Here is a 14,804-nt window from a genome sequence, read left to right as displayed (position 1 = left end):
GCGGCGCGACCGGGCCGGACGACCCGGCGACCGCGCGGGCGGAGCGCCGGCGGGGTCAGGTGACGCGACGGACCGCGTGGAGGTGACGCGATGAGCGGCGGCAGGCTGGTGGTCGTCGGCAACGGCATGGTCGGGCAGCGTTTCGTCGAGGCGTTGCGGGCCCGGGACCACGACCGGCGCTGGCGGGTGACGGTGCTCGCCGAGGAGCGGCGACCGGCGTACGACCGGGTGCGGCTCTCGGCCTTTTTCGATGGGGTGAGCGCCGAGGAGCTGAACCTGCACACCCCCGACGACGGGGTGGAGCTGCGCCTGGGCGAGCCGGTCCTCGGCGTCGACCGGGAGCGGCGGGTGGTGCTCACCGCAGCCGGCGAGCACCCGTACGACGCGCTGGTGCTGGCCACCGGGTCGTACCCCTTCGTGCCCCCGGTGGGCGGCACCGACCTGCCGGGGGTCTTCGGCTACCGGACGCTGGACGACCTGGCGGCGATCCGGGTGCACGCCGCGGGCCGGCGGACCGGCGCGGTGATCGGCGGCGGGCTGCTCGGCCTGGAGGCGGCGAACGCGCTGCGCCTGCTGGGGCTGGACACCAGCGTGGTCGAGTTCGCGCCCCGGCTGATGCCGGTGCAGGTGGACGAGGCCGGCGGGGCGATGCTCCGCCGGTACGTCGAGGAGCTGGGCGTCACGCCCTACCTCGGGGTGGCCACCACCGCGCTGCGGCCCGGCCCGGACGGGGCGGTCGGCGCGCTGGAGCTCTCCGACGGCCGCACGGTCGACGCGGACCTGGTGGTGGTGGCCGCCGGCATCCGGCCCCGGGACGAGTTGGCCCGCGCGGCCGGGCTGCCGCTCGGCCCGCGCGGCGGCGTGCTGGTGGACGCCACCTGCCGGACGGCGGACGAGCGGATCTGGGCGGTCGGCGAGTGCGCCGCCGTGGACGGCACCTGCCACGGCCTGGTCGCCCCCGGGTACGCGACCGCCGAGGTGGCGGCCGATCGACTGCTCGGCGGGACGGCCACCTTCCCCGGCGCGGACACCGCCACCAAGCTCAAGCTGCTCGGCGTGGACGTGGCGTCGTTCGGCGACGCCCATGGCGCCACCCCCGGCTGCCTCGACGTCACCTTCACCGACCCGGCCGCCCGGGCGTACGCGAAGCTGGTCCTCTCCGACGACGCGCAGACGCTGCTCGGCGGCGTGCTGGTCGGCGACGCGAGCGCGTACCCGACGCTGCGGGCGAGCGTCGGCGGGCCGCTGCCCGCGCCCCCGCTGGCGCTGCTGGCCCCGGCCGGCGGCGCGGGCGCCGGGGCCGCCGCGCTGCCGGCCACCGCCCAGGTCTGCTCCTGCAACGCGGTGACCCGGGCGCAGCTCGACGCGGCGATCGCCGGCGGGGCGGCCGACGTGCCGGCGCTGAAGGCGTGCACCCGGGCCGGCACGAGCTGCGGATCCTGCGTGCCGATGCTGAAGCAACTGCTGGACGCGGCCGGGGTGAAGCAGTCCACCGCACTCTGCGAGCACTTCGACGCCAGCCGGCAGGAGCTGTTCGACATCGTCCGGGTCCGCGGCATCCGGACCTTCTCCCAGCTCATCGCCGAGCACGGGCGGGGGCGGGGCTGCGACATCTGCAAGCCGGTGGTGGCCTCGATCCTCGCCTCCCTCGGCACCGGGCACGTGCTCGACGGCGAGCAGGCGTCCCTGCAGGACACCAACGACCACTTCCTGGCCAACCTGCAACGCGACGGCAGCTACTCGGTGGTGCCCCGGATCCCGGGCGGGGAGATCACCCCGGAGAAGCTGATCGTGATCGGCGAGGTGGCCCGGGACTTCCGGCTCTACACCAAGATCACCGGGGGGCAGCGGATCGACCTGTTCGGGGCCCGGGTCGAGCAGCTCCCGCAGATCTGGCGCCGGCTGGTCGACGCCGGCTTCGAGTCCGGCCACGCGTACGGCAAGGCGCTGCGCACGGTGAAGTCCTGCGTCGGCGAGACCTGGTGCCGCTACGGGGTGCAGGACTCGGTCGGGCTGGCCGTCGCCTTGGAGCTGCGCTACCGGGGCCTGCGCGCCCCGCACAAGCTCAAGGCGGCGGTCTCGGGCTGCGCGCGGGAGTGCGCCGAAGCCCGCGGCAAGGACTTCGGCGTCATCGCCACCGACACCGGCTGGAACCTCTACGTCGGCGGCAACGGCGGCTTCCGGCCCCGGCACGCCGACCTGTTCGCCACCGACCTGTCCACAGCAGCGCTGATCCAGCTGATCGATAGATTCCTCGTGTACTACATCCGCACCGCTGACCGGTTGCAGCGCACCGCCGCCTGGATCGAGGCGATGGACGGCGGCCTCGACCACCTGCGGGCGGTGCTCGTGGACGACTCGCTGGGGCTCTGCGCCGATCTCGACGCGGCCATGGCCCGGCACGTCGCGTCGTACTCGGACGAGTGGCGGGACGTGCTGGAGGACCCGGAGCGGCTGCGCCGCTTCACCTCCTTCGTCAACGCCCCGGACGTTCCCGACCCGTCCATCACCTTCACGGTCGAACGCGGCCAGCCGGTGCCCGCGCGCGGGACCCCGCCGGCACCCGACGCCGACCACCGCCGGCCCGTCACGCTCGGCCTTCCGGAGGTACGCCGATGAGCGGGCGCGGCGCGCCAGTCAGCCAGCACCGTGCCGCGGCGCGCCGTCGCGGCACCGCACGAAGCGAGGTGACCCGATGAGCCCCCTGCCCACTCTCGACTGGACGCCGGTCTGCCCGCTCGACCGGCTCGATCCCGACCGCGGGGTGGCCGCCCTGGTGGACGGCGTGCAGGTCGCGCTCTTCCGGACCGGCGGCGAGCTGTACGCGGTCGACAACCTGGACCCGGTCGGGGGCGCGTACGTGATGTCCCGAGGGATCGTGGGCAGCCGCGGCGGCGCGCCGACGCTCGCCTCCCCCCTGCACAAGCAGGTCTACGACCTGCGTACCGGGCGGTGCCTCGACCTTCCCGGCGTGGCGCTGCGCCGGCACGAGACGCGCTGCCGGGACGGGCTGATCGAGGTGCGGCTGCGACAGGAGGAGTGATGCGGGAAGAACTGGCCGGCTTCACCATCGGGGTCACCGCCGACCGGCGGCGCGACGAGTTGGCCGCGCTGCTCCAGCGGCGTGGCGCGCGGGTGGTACTCGCCCCGGCGCTGCGGATCGTGCCGCTCGCCGACGACACCGACCTGCGCGAGGCCACCCGGGCCTGCCTCGACCGCCCGCCGGACGTCCTGATGGCCAACACCGGTATCGGGATGCGCGGCTGGCTGGAGGCGGCCGAGGGGTGGGGGCTGGCCGAGCCGCTGCGGGGCGTGCTCGGCCGGTCGTACGTGGTGGCCCGCGGCCCGAAGGCGACCGGCGCGATCCGGGCCGCCGGCCTGCGGGAGCACTGGTCGCCGGCCTCGGAGAGCTGCGAGGAGGTGACCGCCCACCTGATCCGGCGGGGCGTGGCCGGCCAGGTGGTCGCCATGCAGCTGCACGGCGACCGCCAGCCGGAATGCACCGAGGCGTTGGAGGCGGCGGGGGCCACGGTGATCGAGGTGCCGGTCTACCGCTGGGCGCCGCCCACCGACCCCGCCCCGCTGCACCGGCTGATCGATTTGGTGGCGGGGCGCCTGGTCGACGCGGTCACGTTCACCTCCGCGCCGGCGGCGGAGGCGCTGCTGCGGGCGGCCGGGGATCGGACCGAGACGGTGCTGGAGGCGCTTCGGGGGGACGTGCTGGCCAGCTGCGTCGGCGCGGTCACCGCCGAGCCGCTGGTGCGGCGGGGGGTGCCGGTGAGCGCCCCCAACCGGGCCCGGCTCGGGGCCCTGGTCCGGACGATCGTCGACGAGCTGCCGCGGCGGACGGTCACGGTGAAGGCGGGCGGGCACCTGCTGACCCTGCGCGGGCACGCGGCCGTGGTTGACGGGGAGCTGCGACCGCTCGCCCCGGCCCCGATGGCGGTCCTGCGGGCACTCGCCGCATCGCCCGGGAAGGTGCTCTCCCGCACCGCGCTGCTGCGGACGCTGCCCCGCGGCGCGGACGAGCACGCGGTGGAGATGGCGGTGGCCCGGCTGCGGGTCGGGCTGCGGGCCCCTCGCGTGGTGCAGACCGTGGTGAAGCGCGGCTACCGGCTCCGGGTCGACTGAACGTCACCCGGAGCCGGCGCGGGCCCGGCAGCCGCGCCGGCGGTCCGATGGTCAGCCGACCGACGCCGGGTAGCCGTGCTCGCTCTGGAGGCGGAGCATGGCGTGCTCGACGACGGTCACCAGCACCTGCTTGACCGAGTCCCGCTGCCGGGCGTCGCACATCACCAGTGGCACGTCCGACGGGATGGCCAGCGCCTCGCGGACCTCCTCCGGCTCGTACTGCGGCGCGCCGTCGAACCGGTTCAACGCCACCACGTACGGCAGGTTCCGGTTCTCGAAGTAGTCAAGCGGGGCGAAGGCGTCGGTGATCCGCCGAGTGTCCACCAGGACGGCGGCACCCACCGCACCCCGGATGATCTCGTCCCACATGAACCAGAAGCGGGTCTGGCCCGGCGTGCCGAAGAGGTACAGGATCAGGTCCTCGGCCATGGTGATCCGGCCGAAGTCCATGGCGACCGTGGTGGTCTCCTTGCCCGGCACCTTCGACGGGTCGTCGATGCCCACGCCGGCCGCGGTCATCAGCGCCTCGGTGGTCAGCGGTTGGATCTCGGAGATCGCACCGACCAGGGTCGTCTTGCCCACCCCGAAGCCGCCCGCGATGACGATCTTCGCGGAGATGATCTCCCGGCTGCGGCTCGCCCCGGCGGGGTCATAGTTCGCGAAGTCCACTCAGCACCCTTCCAAGCAGGTTCATCCGCGCCGCGAAGCCCGTCGCGGGAGCGGCAGTGTGTAGCGTCAGCAGCCCCTCGGCCACCATGTCGGCGACCAGCACCCGGCTGACGCCCAGCGGCAACCGGGTGTACGCGGCGATCTCCGCCAGCGACTGTGCCCGGCCCTCGCAGACCGTGGCGATGCGGTACTTGTCGTGCCCCGCGAACCGCGCCTCGGCGCACTGGGTGGCGCTGCAGGACAGCACCGCCTCCAGCGCGATGTTCTGCAGCGGCTCGGTGCGGCCGCGGGTGACCGCGTACGGTCGCACCAGCGCACCACGCGGATCCCGCCGTGGTTCCATGCCGCGATCACCTCCCTCCGTACGGAGCCACGCCGGCTCCGGATCGTCCCGTCACGTCGGACGCCCGGTCAGGACCGGACGGCGTCCCGCGGCAGCGGGGAGAGGGCCTGGCCGACCCGCTCCACCAGCAGCGCCATCTCGTAGCCCACCTGGCCGACGTCACAGCTGCGGGCGGCGAGCACCGCCATCGACGAGCCGTCGCTGATGGACATGAGGAAGAGGTATCCGCTGTCCATCTCGATCACCGTCTGGAGCACCCCACCGGCGCTGAACATCCGGGCGGCACCTTCGGTCAGGCTCACCACGCCGGACGTGATCGCGGCGAGCTGGTCCGCCCGGTCCGTGGGCAGGTCGCGGGAGGAGGCGAGCAGCAGCCCGTCCGCGGACACCGCCACCACGTGGGCGATGCCCGCCACGCTGTCGGCGAAGTTGGTGAGCAGCCAACCCATGTCCTGCATGGCCGCTGACCTGTTCATCGGTTCGTCTCCTTGGTCGAGGTGCTGTTCAGGTCCGCGCCGGCCGTCCGACCCCGCTGCACACCGCGGTGGTAGGCCGACAGCAGGCCGCGTACTTCGTCCGGCGTGCGCTTGGTGTGGGCCCGCCCGCCCTTCGGCTCGATGCCGCCGGGCACGAGCTGGGCCTGCGGCACCCGCTTCGGCAGGCCGGAACGGGTGGTGCCGCCGGTGGCGGGCTCCGCGGCCCGGCTGGCCCGCGACCAGCCCTCGTCGGCCGCCGTCCGCCAGGCCTCCGCGCCGGCCGCCGCGGTCGGGGCCGGCGGGGGTACGGGGGCGGCGGGTGGTGTGGAAGGCACCGCCGGCGGAGTGTACGGCGGAGGTGTGGTCATCCCCGACGCCCGGGCACCCGGGGTGCGGGCGGGCAGTGGCGGCGGGGCCGCGGCGACCGGCTGCGCTGCGGCGGGCGCCGGCTCCTCGTCGAACCGGGGCCGGGTGAAGATGGTCGTCTCGTCCTCGCCGTGGGAGCGGAACCAGACGGCCTCCATCTCCCGGAAGATCGGCGCCTCGCCCGGCTGGTCCGGGCGGGACACGACCGGCGCGGCCGGCTGGTACGCCGACGCGGGCTGGTAGGTCGGCGGTGCCGTCGGGGCGACCTCGACCGGGGCGGCCGGCCCGGTCGCCTCCCCGGCCGGGGGCCGCTTCGGCAGCGCATCCAGCGCGGGGTACGCCGCGGTCGGCGTACCGAGCGAGTAGCCGGCACCGGAGACGGGGGTCGACGGCGCGGGCGGCGCGGACGCGACCGGGGCGGTGGGCAGGCTCGGCAGTGCATCGGTCGCCCCGCCCACCTGAACGTCCGGACCGGTCTCCCGCGCCTCGGCGGTCTGCCAGCGGGCCGGGGGCGGGGCGGGGCTGCGCCACTGCTCGGTCAGAGTGGCCGTGCCGCCCCGGGCCACGCCGGCCAGCGGGTCGGCGGCGGTCGAGCCGAGCTGGTTCAGTGGGGACTGCTCGACGGCGAGCGGCTGGCGCGAGCGGGGCAGCGGGGACTGCCCCCGGTTGGCCGGCAGCACCACCGCGGAGTTCGGCAGGGTCACCTGGGCCACGGTGCCGCCCTCGACGTTGCGCCGCAGCTCCACCCGGATGCCGTAGCGGGAGGCGAGCCGGCTGACCACGGCCAGACCCATCAGCCGGAACGCGGCCACGTCCACGGTGGGCGGGGCGGCCAGCCGCCGGTTCAGCGAGTCGAGCTGCTCGTCGCTCAGCCCCAGGCCGCGGTCCTCGACCTGGATCAGTACGTAGTCCCGGATCCGCCGCCCGTCGGCGACGACCGTGGTGTTCGGCGGGGAGAACCGGGTGGCGTTGTCCAGCAGTTCGGCGACCAGCCGGACCACGTCGTTGACCGCGTGCGCGGCGACCGAGATGTCGGTGTCGACGGTGCCGAACTCGATCCGGTTGTAGAGCTCGACCTCGGACTGGGCGGCCCGCAGCACGTCGACCAGGAGCGCGTCCTCCCGGCGCGGCACGGCCGAGTCCGCCCCGGCCAGCACCAGCAGGTTCTCGTCGTTGCGGCGCATCCGGGTGGCCAGGTGGTCCAGCTCGAAGAGCTGGGCGAGGCGCTTGGGGTCCTCCTCGCCGCGCTCGATCGCGTCCAACTCGCCGATCATCCGGTCGACCAGGCTCTGCGAACGCCGGGCCAGGTTGAGGAACATCGCCGAGACGCTGGTCCGCAGCGCGGCCTGCTCGGCCGCCACCCGGACGGCCTCCCGGTGGACCACGTTGAAGGCCGCGGCCACCTGGCCGACCTCGTCGCGGTTGCTCAGCTTGATCGGGTCCCGGACCTGCTGGACGATCTCGTCCACGCCGCCGTCGCCGATGGCGTTGACGTTCTGCAGCCGGCTCACCGCGTCCGGCAGGTCGTGGTTCGCCACCGCCAGCGCGCCCTCGCGCAGCCGGCGCAGCGACTCGTTGAGCGAGCGGGCCAGCACCACGGCCAGGGTCACGGCGATGACCAGAGTGAGCAGGACGATCAGGCTCTCCGTGACCGCCTGCCGGAGGACGTCCGTCCGGACCGTGTCGGCCTCGGCCAGCAGTCGCTCCTGGAGCTGGACCTCGGTCCACCGCATCAGGTCGTCGACCGCGCCGATCGCGGCGGCGGCCTCGTCCCGGGTGACCAGCGGGGCCTGGCCGACCGAGCGGGACAGGTCGTTGGCGACCCGGTCGGCGAGCTGTACCGCGTCACCGGAGACCGTGCCGTCCACCAGGGCGCGTTGCGCGGGCTCGGCGGCACGGGAGAAGGAGAGCAGCGCCTCCTGCTGGCCGGTCAGGGTGGCGACGAAGGAGGAGAACTGCTCCTCGTCGAGCCGGCCGCCGGCCAGCGCGGTGAAGGCAACCGCCTGCTCCTCGGCGACCTCCGCCTTGGCGTGCGAGAACGCGGCCACCGCACGCCGGGCGTCGGCGATGCTCTCCGCGCCGGGCTGCTGAGCGAGCGTGTCGCCGTACGCGACGAGGTCGTTGAGGATGATGCCGTACCGCAGGCTCGCCTCGGCGACCGGCATCTGCTGCCGGTCCAGCACCTCCTGGCGGGTGCCGTTCAGGGTGGCCAGGTGGTCCTCGATGACCTTCAGCCGGCCCCGGACCGAGGCGGGCACGTCACCGAGCCGTCCCCGCTCCTCCTGGTACGCCGCGATCCGCTCGTCGGTGCGCCGCACCCGCAGGTTGTAGTCGTCCGGCTTCTGGTTCGCCGCGGCCAGGTAGGCGGCCGCCGCCATCCGCTCCTTGTGCAGGTCCTGGGTGAGCGCCGAGACGTCGATCGACAGTGCGGTGAGCGAGTGGATCCGGCTGGCCTCGTAGGCGCCCTCACCGACCGAGACGAGTCGGATAGTTGCCAGTGCGATGACGGCGGCCACCGGAACGACCAAAATGAGCGCGAGCTTGGACCGGATCCGCGCGTCACGCAGCCGAGGCAGTCGTCGTCGCCGGTTTCGCCGGTCGGCACCATGACTCTCGGGCAGGGTCGTAGGTCCGGTGCTCACGACATCGCCTCCGTCGTATCTTCCACGCCTGACCCGCCGACCCGTGCCTGGTGCGGCGGCCAGCGCCGCGCGCGGCACGGCCGCGATTTCATCAGACGGAATCCTGTTTGGGAAGCCGCAGTGAGACAGGAAACGGTCGACGATGACTCAACCCGTGCAGCGGTCAACTAATACCTTCATTTTCCCAAGCCCCTGAACAGGGCATGTAACTCCAGAGTGGTCAGACGAAGCTGGGCGGTAATTGTCGGTTAACACTCCGTTACCCCAACATGTGGGACGGGCGTCCCGAAACTGGTCCCGACATCCGCGCTTGACCACACGGCCCGGCATTGGCAAGGTTTTGCAGGCTTCGCGCACACCGTACGGCACATCAATCCCGTTCCTCCACTGAGGACGGATGAGCGGCGGTGACCGGGGGAAACACCCGCGCCGCACCTGGAGGACTGAGTTGAGCCCCATCCGCTCCGCGAGCATCGCGGCGCTCGCATCGGCCGTACTGGCCGCAACGCTCACCGGCTGCCAGTTCGGCAGGGAGCAGCAGAACACCAGCCCCATCGTGATCGCTGCGGACCTCGAACTTTCCGGCGCCTCCGCGCCGATCGGCAAGGTGTACCAACGGGCACTGGAACTGAAGGTCGAGCAGTTGAACTCCTCCGGTGCACTGGGCACTCGGAAGATCAAGCTCGAGGTGAAGGACAACCGCTCCGACGCCGCTGAGTCCTTGCGCAACATCAATGATTTCAGTGCCGACTCGCGGGTCAGCGCCATCATCATGGGCGGCTGCAACGAATGCGCGACCGGTGCGGTCCGAACCATCGGCGAGAAGCGCATTCCGACGATCGCACTCGCCTCCTCCGGCGCGATCACCGAGCCGGTCGCCCAGCGCCGGTACGTCTTCAAGCTGGCCCCGAACGCGGCCGACAGCGCGGCCGCGCTCACCACCGAGCTGAAGCGGCGCCGGCTGGACAAGGTGGCCGTACTGCACAGCGCCGACGGCTACGGACAGGAGGGGCTGGCCGCGCTCGACCGCGAGTTCGACAAGACCGACCTCCGGCTCGTCCGCTCGGAGGCGGTACGCACCACCGACACCGACGTCAGCAGCCAGGTCGCCGCCCTGGTCGAGAAGAAGCCGGACGCGCTCATCGTCTGGACGCCCCCGGAGCAGGCGGCGCTGGCCGCGGCCGCCGCCCGGCAGGACAGCTTTGCCGGGTCGCTCTTCTTCGACGCCTCCGCCGCCGGCGACCTCTTCCTCGGCGCCGCCTCCCGCTCGACCGAGCGGGCGACGCTGATCTTCACCCAGACCATGGTGATCGACGACGTCATCGCCACCACACCGGCCAAGGCGGCCCGGCGGCAGTGGTTCCAGGACTACACCGCCCGCTACGGCGGCTACAACGGGTTCTCCTCGTTCGCCGCCGACGCGGTGCAGCTCATCGCGGAAGCCGAACTGCGCGCCGGTGGCGACCCGGGGCGGGTCGACCGGGACGTGCTGCGCGACGTCCTGGAGACGTCGCAGCTCGACGGCCTCACCGGCCCGATCCGGATGACGCCGGACAACCACTCGGGGCTGATGCCGCAGGCGTTGACGACGTTGGTGGCTCGGGGTGGGCGCTGGCGCCTGGCTGGCTAGTGGCCGCCGGTCGGGGTGTCGGCCCCGGCACAACCGGCTCCGGGCGGTCAGAAGCCGGGGTCGGGCCCGCCATGCCCGGCTCCGGGCGGTCATGGCGGGCCCCACCTGGGATCGATCTCGGATATCTACAGCCGGCGCCGGGTCAGCGGGCGGAGGTGGTGGCTCGCACCCAGGGGAGAGTCAGGCGTTCCACCAGGGTGAGGGCGGAGTAGAGCAGGATGCTCATGACCGCGACCAGCACGATCGCCGCCCACGCCGTCGCGGTGTCGCCAATCCCGTTGTACTGGAGAATCTGGTAACCGAGGCCGGGCTTGTCCGAATAGAACTCCCCGATCACCGCGCCGATCGCGGCCAGCGGCATCGCCACCTTCAGCCCGACGAAGATCTGCGGCAGGGCAGCCGGGAAGCGCACCTTTCGGAACGACTGCCACCACGACGCGTTCAGCGAGCGAGCCAGCTCGGCCATGTCGGCCGGGGTGGTGGTCAGACCGGTCGCGGTGGAGAGCACGATCGGGAAGAAGCAGAGCAGGAACACCATGGTCAGGATGGGCTTCTGCCCCCAGCCGACCGCGACGACCAGCAGCGGACCGAACGCGATCTTCGGCACGGCGTTGACGGCCACCAGCAGCGGCGCGAACATCCGCTCCACCGGGCGCGAGGCGGCCAGCGCCGTCCCGATCAGCACGCCGGCCGCCGACGAGAGCAGGAAGCCGAGCAGGGTCATCCAGGCGGTGATCCCGAGCGCCGGCAACAGGACGTGCGCCGCCCCGGTCATCCCGTGCCACACCGCCCCCGGCGGTGGCAGCGCCGCCGGGTGGACCAGGTGCAGCCCGGAGCTGACCAGCCACCAGAGGCCCACCGCGATCACCAGGCCGAGCACCGGCAGCACCACCGTCGCCGGGCGTACGCCGAGCCGGGTGGGGGCGGCCGGTGCCGACGGGTCCGGCGTCGACGTCCCCGCCCGGACTCCGGTCAACTGCGCCAACGTGTCCTCCTCTCTCGGCCGGCCGTACGGCCGGCACGCGAAGGGGGTGCGCCCCGCCGGAACCCCCGGCCGGTGCGCACCCCCGTTGTCCGAGCCGACCGGTCAGGCCTTCGGCGCGAGGTTGAAGTCGATGATCTGGTCGGGGGTCAGGTTGCCCTTGAGCGCGCCCGCACCCTGGAGCAGGGCGATGCTCTTGGCGACCCGGCCGCTGTCCAGCGTGCCCAGCGCGGTGCCGGAGTTGCTGGACCGGACGTACGCGGCCATCAGCTGAAGCTCCGCGGCGGCCGCCTGCTCGTTGGTGGCGTCCACGTTCTTCTTCAGGATCTGGGCGGCCTCCTCCGGGTTGGCCAGGGCGTACTCCAGGCCCTTGAGCAGCGCCGCGGTGAAGCGCTTGACCATCTCCGGCTTCTCCTTGGCGATCTTCGTGGAGGTGATCAGCGCGTTGCCGTAGAGGTCCTGCATCACGTTGCTGTAGGGCAGCACGACCGGCTTCTTCTTGGTCACCGCCGCCACGGTCGGCTGGCCGACCACGAACTGGCCGATGCCGTCGACCGTGCCGGAGGCCAGCGTGCCCATCAGGGTCTGCGCCTCACCGTTGACCCAGGTCACCTTGCTGGCGTCGATGCCGGCCAGCCGGGCGTACGTCGGGAAGAGATTGCGCACGACGGAGGTGGGGGTGTCGGCGAGCTTCTTGCCCTCCAGGTCCTTCGGAGTGGCGATGTTCTTGCCCTCGACCGAGACGATCGCGGCCATGGTGCGCTGCTGGATCGCCGCGACCGCGACGAAGTCCTTGGCCTGGCCGTTGCCGAGCTGGAGGATGCCACCGGTCAGGTCGATCGGGCCGAAGTCCGCCTGGCCGCCGGTGACGGTCTGGATGACCGAGCCGGTGCCCTGGCCGGGCTTGATGTCGACGTCGAACCCGGCCTCCTTGAAGAAACCCTTGTCCTTCGCGACCCAGGCGTAGGAGTCACGCCCGAAGTTGCCGAACGAGGTGAGGTAGGTCACCTTCTCCAGGGTCGCGCCACCCGCGGCCTTGGTCTCCCCGGACTTGTCCGAGTCGCTGCTGCAACCCGAGACCAGGGCGAGGGCGGTGGCCAGCGCGGCGGCGGCGACCGTACGGGTCAGCCTTCTCATCAGTGCACCATGTCCTTTCCGACCAGGCCATGTTCGCCCGGACGGGTCGTGGGTCCGACGGTGTCGGCAGGAGGGGGCAGCCGACAGGACCGTCGTGAGGGGACTCTTCGCGCGCAACAGCGTACGAGAAGCTCAGCGCGACGACGCCCGGGCGTACGGTTGCGGAACGGAAACGAAGTTGCCTGACGGGAAGTGGGCTGACGTCCACCCCGGACAGTGCTATAAGGATCGTTTCCGGCTACGCTAGCCCGGCTCGCGTTCAGCACGTGGAAGGGAGCCGGCGGCGAGATGATCCGACTGTCCGGGGTGTCCCGCACCTTCGACGGCCGCTCGGGGCGCGTCGAGGCGTTGCGCGACATCGACCTCGAGGCGGCCGAAGGCGAGTTCGTCGCCGTGCTGGGCCGCTCCGGCTGCGGCAAGTCCACGCTGCTCCGCATGATCGCCGGCCTGCTCCCGGCCACCGCCGGTGAGATCACCGTGGACGGTACGCCGATCACCAGGCCACGCCGGGACATCGCCATGCTGTTCCAGCGACCCGCGCTGCTGCCCTGGCGCTCGGTGCTGGACAACGTCCTGCTCCCGGTCGAGATCTTCGGCTGGAGCCGGGCGAAGCACCGCGACCACGCCCGCGCGCTGCTGGAGATGGCCGGGCTGGGCGGCTTCGAGAAGCGCCTGCCGCACGAGCTCTCCGGCGGCATGCAGCAGCGGGTCTCGCTCTGCCGGTCGCTGATCGGCGAGCCGCGCGTGATGCTCATGGACGAGCCGTTCTCGGCGCTCGACGCGCTCACCCGCGAGGAGCTCGCCGGCGAACTCCAGCGGGTGCACATGGAGACCCGGGCGACCATCGTCTTCGTCACCCACTCGATCGACGAGGCGGTACTGCTCGCCGACCGGGTCGTCGTGCTCAGCCCGCGTCCGGGCCGGGTCCGCGAGATCGTCGAGGTGAAGGTGCCCCGACCGCGCACCCTCGGTCGCCACGAGCACCTCGCCGACGTCGCGCGGGTCAGCGCCGAGCTGCACGAACTACTGATGGAGCGGGACGTCCCGGACGTACCCGCGCCGGCCGGTCCGGCGAAGCCGGCCGAGCCGACGGAGAAGCCGGCACCGACCGGCACGGGAGGACAGTGAGCATGCGGGTTTCCGTCTTCACGGAGCCGCACCGCGGGGCCAGCTACGACGACCAGCTCCGGTTCGCCCGGCGGGTCGAGGAGACCGGCTTCGAGGGCTTCTTCCGGGCCGACCACTACCAGGCGATGGGCGACGAGCCGGGGCTGCCCGGGCCCACCGACGCCTGGCTGACCCTCGCCGCGCTGGCCCGGGAGACCTCCCGGATCCGGCTCGGCACGCTGGTCACCTCGGCCACCTTCCGGCCGCCCGGCCCGCTGGCCGTGATGGTGGCCCAGGTCGACCAGATGAGCGGTGGCCGGGTCGAGCTGGGCATCGGCGCCGGCTGGTACGAGCGGGAACACACCGCGTACGGCATCCCGTTCCCCGGGGTCGCCGAGCGGTTCGACCGGCTGGCCGAGCAGCTCGAGGTCGTCACGGGGCTGTGGCGCACCCCGCCCGGCGAGACGTACAGCTTCAAGGGCGACCACTACCAGCTCGTGGACGCGCCGGCGCTGCCGAAGCCGGTCCAACGGCCCGGCCCGCCGGTGATCGTCGGCGGGCGCGGCCCGAGACGGACCCCCGAGCTGGCCGCCCGGTACGCCGACGAGTTCAACATGCCGTTCAAGAGCGTCGCCGAGACGGCCACCGCCTACCGGCGGGTCCGCGAGGCGTGCGACCGGACCGGCCGTACCGCGTCCGGTCGGGCACCGCTGGTGCTCTCCGCCGGCGTGGTGGTGGCCATCGGCCGCACCGACGCGGAGGCGCAGCGCCGGGCCGCCCCGCTGCACGTCAAGAGCGCCCTGCCGCCGGAGGACCCGGTGGTCGGCTCGCCCGCCCGGCTCGTCGACCGGCTAGGTGAGTTCGCCGCGAGCGGCACCACCCGGGTGCACCTGCGCCTGATCGACTTCGACGACCTCGACCACCTGGAGCTCATCGCCGCCGAGGTGCTCCCCCAACTGGACGGGACCCGATGACCGACCTCGCGCTCGGCCCGGTGGGCCAGGAGATCGTCTACGAGAACGACCGGGTGCGCGTCTGGCACATCCGGCTGGAACCGGGCGAGCGGCAGCCGCTGCACCGGCACGACCATCCGTACCTGGTGGTGGCGATCCGGGGCGCGAAGAACGTGGTGCAGACCGTCGACGGCACGACGATCGACGCCGACGAGCCGACCGGTGGGGTGGTCTACCGCGACCCGGGCGCCGTGCACATGTTGACCAACGTCGGTGACACCACCTACCTGGCCCGCCTGGTCGAGCTCAAGTAACCCCGCCGACGTCACCTCGGCGAGTAAGTGGCGGCGGGCCGCACCTGGCCGTAA

13 protein-coding genes are annotated in these 14,804 nt (G+C 72.9%); 7 read left to right on the top strand and 6 right to left on the bottom strand.

The window, feature by feature from the left end; genetic code table 11:
- Positions 1 to 90: 90 nt before the first annotated feature.
- The 3 genes from nirB (at position 91) to ACL02O_RS01425 (ending at position 4,131) form a co-directional block, all read left to right on the top strand.
- Entirely contained in the window at positions 91 to 2,619 is a 2,529-nt protein-coding gene (gene nirB / locus ACL02O_RS01435) for a nitrite reductase large subunit NirB (RefSeq protein ID WP_412816071.1), read from the top strand.
- 76 nt (positions 2,620 to 2,695) lie between these two features.
- Entirely contained in the window at positions 2,696 to 3,043 is a 348-nt protein-coding gene (gene nirD, locus ACL02O_RS01430; protein ID WP_412816070.1) for a nitrite reductase small subunit NirD, read from the top strand.
- Positions 3,043 to 4,131 (top strand): uroporphyrinogen-III synthase, encoded by a 1,089-nt coding sequence (locus ACL02O_RS01425; protein WP_412816069.1) that lies wholly within the window; start codon positions 3,043 to 3,045, stop codon positions 4,129 to 4,131. Before nirD ends, ACL02O_RS01425 begins: the two co-directional genes overlap by 1 nt.
- A 51-nt stretch (positions 4,132 to 4,182) precedes the next feature.
- Here ACL02O_RS01425 and ACL02O_RS01420 read toward each other — a convergent pair whose 3' ends face one another.
- The 4 genes from ACL02O_RS01420 to ACL02O_RS01405 all read right to left on the bottom strand — a co-directional run bounded on the left by ACL02O_RS01420 (position 4,183) and on the right by ACL02O_RS01405 (position 8,627).
- Positions 4,183 to 4,800 carry a GTP-binding protein gene (locus ACL02O_RS01420; protein ID WP_412816068.1) on the bottom strand — a complete coding sequence of 206 codons (618 nt, stop codon included), beginning with the start codon at positions 4,798 to 4,800 and terminating at the stop codon, positions 4,183 to 4,185.
- Positions 4,781 to 5,143: a DUF742 domain-containing protein gene (locus ACL02O_RS01415; RefSeq protein ID WP_412816067.1), complete on the bottom strand. Its 363-nt coding sequence runs from the start codon at positions 5,141 to 5,143 to the stop codon at positions 4,781 to 4,783. Before ACL02O_RS01415 ends, ACL02O_RS01420 begins: the two co-directional genes overlap by 20 nt.
- A gap of 68 nt (positions 5,144 to 5,211) precedes the next feature.
- A complete protein-coding gene (locus ACL02O_RS01410) occupies positions 5,212 to 5,619 on the bottom strand; it encodes a roadblock/LC7 domain-containing protein (RefSeq protein ID WP_412816066.1) in 408 nt (135 codons plus the stop codon).
- Positions 5,616 to 8,627 (bottom strand): sensor histidine kinase, encoded by a 3,012-nt coding sequence (locus tag ACL02O_RS01405; protein ID WP_412816065.1) that lies wholly within the window; start codon positions 8,625 to 8,627, stop codon positions 5,616 to 5,618. Before ACL02O_RS01405 ends, ACL02O_RS01410 begins: the two co-directional genes overlap by 4 nt.
- Before the next feature lie 448 nt (positions 8,628 to 9,075).
- On the opposite strand from ACL02O_RS01405, the gene ACL02O_RS01400 reads away from it, so the two are divergent.
- Positions 9,076 to 10,257 carry an ABC transporter substrate-binding protein gene (locus ACL02O_RS01400; RefSeq protein ID WP_412816064.1) on the top strand — a complete coding sequence of 394 codons (1,182 nt, stop codon included), beginning with the start codon at positions 9,076 to 9,078 and terminating at the stop codon, positions 10,255 to 10,257.
- A gap of 142 nt (positions 10,258 to 10,399) precedes the next feature.
- Here the strand turns inward: ACL02O_RS01400 and ACL02O_RS01395 are convergent, their stop codons facing one another.
- Entirely contained in the window at positions 10,400 to 11,233 is an 834-nt protein-coding gene (locus ACL02O_RS01395; RefSeq protein WP_412816124.1) for an ABC transporter permease, read from the bottom strand.
- Positions 11,234 to 11,344: 111 nt separating this feature from the next.
- The gene (locus tag ACL02O_RS01390) at positions 11,345 to 12,376 is read right to left on the bottom strand and encodes an ABC transporter substrate-binding protein (protein ID WP_412816063.1); all 1,032 of its coding nucleotides are present in this window, start codon (positions 12,374 to 12,376) and stop codon (positions 11,345 to 11,347) included.
- Positions 12,377 to 12,664: 288 nt separating this feature from the next.
- Here ACL02O_RS01390 and ACL02O_RS01385 point away from each other — a divergent pair, with 288 nt between their 5' ends.
- From ACL02O_RS01385 to ACL02O_RS01375, 3 genes are read left to right on the top strand one after another with little or no spacing between them, the layout of a single operon-like run.
- Positions 12,665 to 13,504, top strand: a complete 840-nt coding sequence (locus tag ACL02O_RS01385; protein ID WP_412816062.1) for an ABC transporter ATP-binding protein — start codon at positions 12,665 to 12,667, stop codon at positions 13,502 to 13,504.
- 2 nt (positions 13,505 to 13,506) lie between these two features.
- On the top strand, positions 13,507 to 14,457 hold the full coding sequence (locus ACL02O_RS01380; RefSeq protein ID WP_412816061.1) for an LLM class F420-dependent oxidoreductase: 951 nt from the start codon (positions 13,507 to 13,509) through the stop codon (positions 14,455 to 14,457).
- The gene (locus ACL02O_RS01375) at positions 14,454 to 14,750 is read left to right on the top strand and encodes a cupin domain-containing protein (RefSeq protein ID WP_412816060.1); all 297 of its coding nucleotides are present in this window, start codon (positions 14,454 to 14,456) and stop codon (positions 14,748 to 14,750) included. The genes ACL02O_RS01380 and ACL02O_RS01375 overlap by 4 nt, the downstream gene beginning before the upstream one ends.
- The last annotated feature ends 54 nt before the right edge of the window (positions 14,751 to 14,804 follow it).

Source organism: Micromonospora mangrovicola, assembly GCF_047200535.1.
In the GTDB taxonomy this organism is placed as follows: Bacteria; Actinomycetota; Actinomycetes; order Mycobacteriales; family Micromonosporaceae; genus Micromonospora.
Note: the sequence above shows the minus strand (reverse complement) of the source record. Positions and strands in the feature narration are given on the sequence as shown.

Coding starts and splice junctions, on each gene's coding strand:
- ACL02O_RS01385 (WP_412816062.1), top strand. CDS start 12,665: ATGATCCGACTGTCCGGGGTGTCCCGCACCTTCGACGGCCGCTCGGGG.
- ACL02O_RS01375 (WP_412816060.1), top strand. CDS start 14,454: ATGACCGACCTCGCGCTCGGCCCGGTGGGCCAGGAGATCGTCTACGAG.
- nirD (WP_412816070.1), top strand. CDS start 2,696: ATGAGCCCCCTGCCCACTCTCGACTGGACGCCGGTCTGCCCGCTCGAC.
- ACL02O_RS01425 (WP_412816069.1), top strand. CDS start 3,043: ATGCGGGAAGAACTGGCCGGCTTCACCATCGGGGTCACCGCCGACCGG.
- nirB (WP_412816071.1), top strand. CDS start 91: ATGAGCGGCGGCAGGCTGGTGGTCGTCGGCAACGGCATGGTCGGGCAG.
- ACL02O_RS01380 (WP_412816061.1), top strand. CDS start 13,507: ATGCGGGTTTCCGTCTTCACGGAGCCGCACCGCGGGGCCAGCTACGAC.
- ACL02O_RS01390 (WP_412816063.1), bottom strand. CDS start 12,376: ATGAGAAGGCTGACCCGTACGGTCGCCGCCGCCGCGCTGGCCACCGCC.
- ACL02O_RS01415 (WP_412816067.1), bottom strand. CDS start 5,143: ATGGAACCACGGCGGGATCCGCGTGGTGCGCTGGTGCGACCGTACGCG.
- ACL02O_RS01410 (WP_412816066.1), bottom strand. CDS start 5,619: ATGAACAGGTCAGCGGCCATGCAGGACATGGGTTGGCTGCTCACCAAC.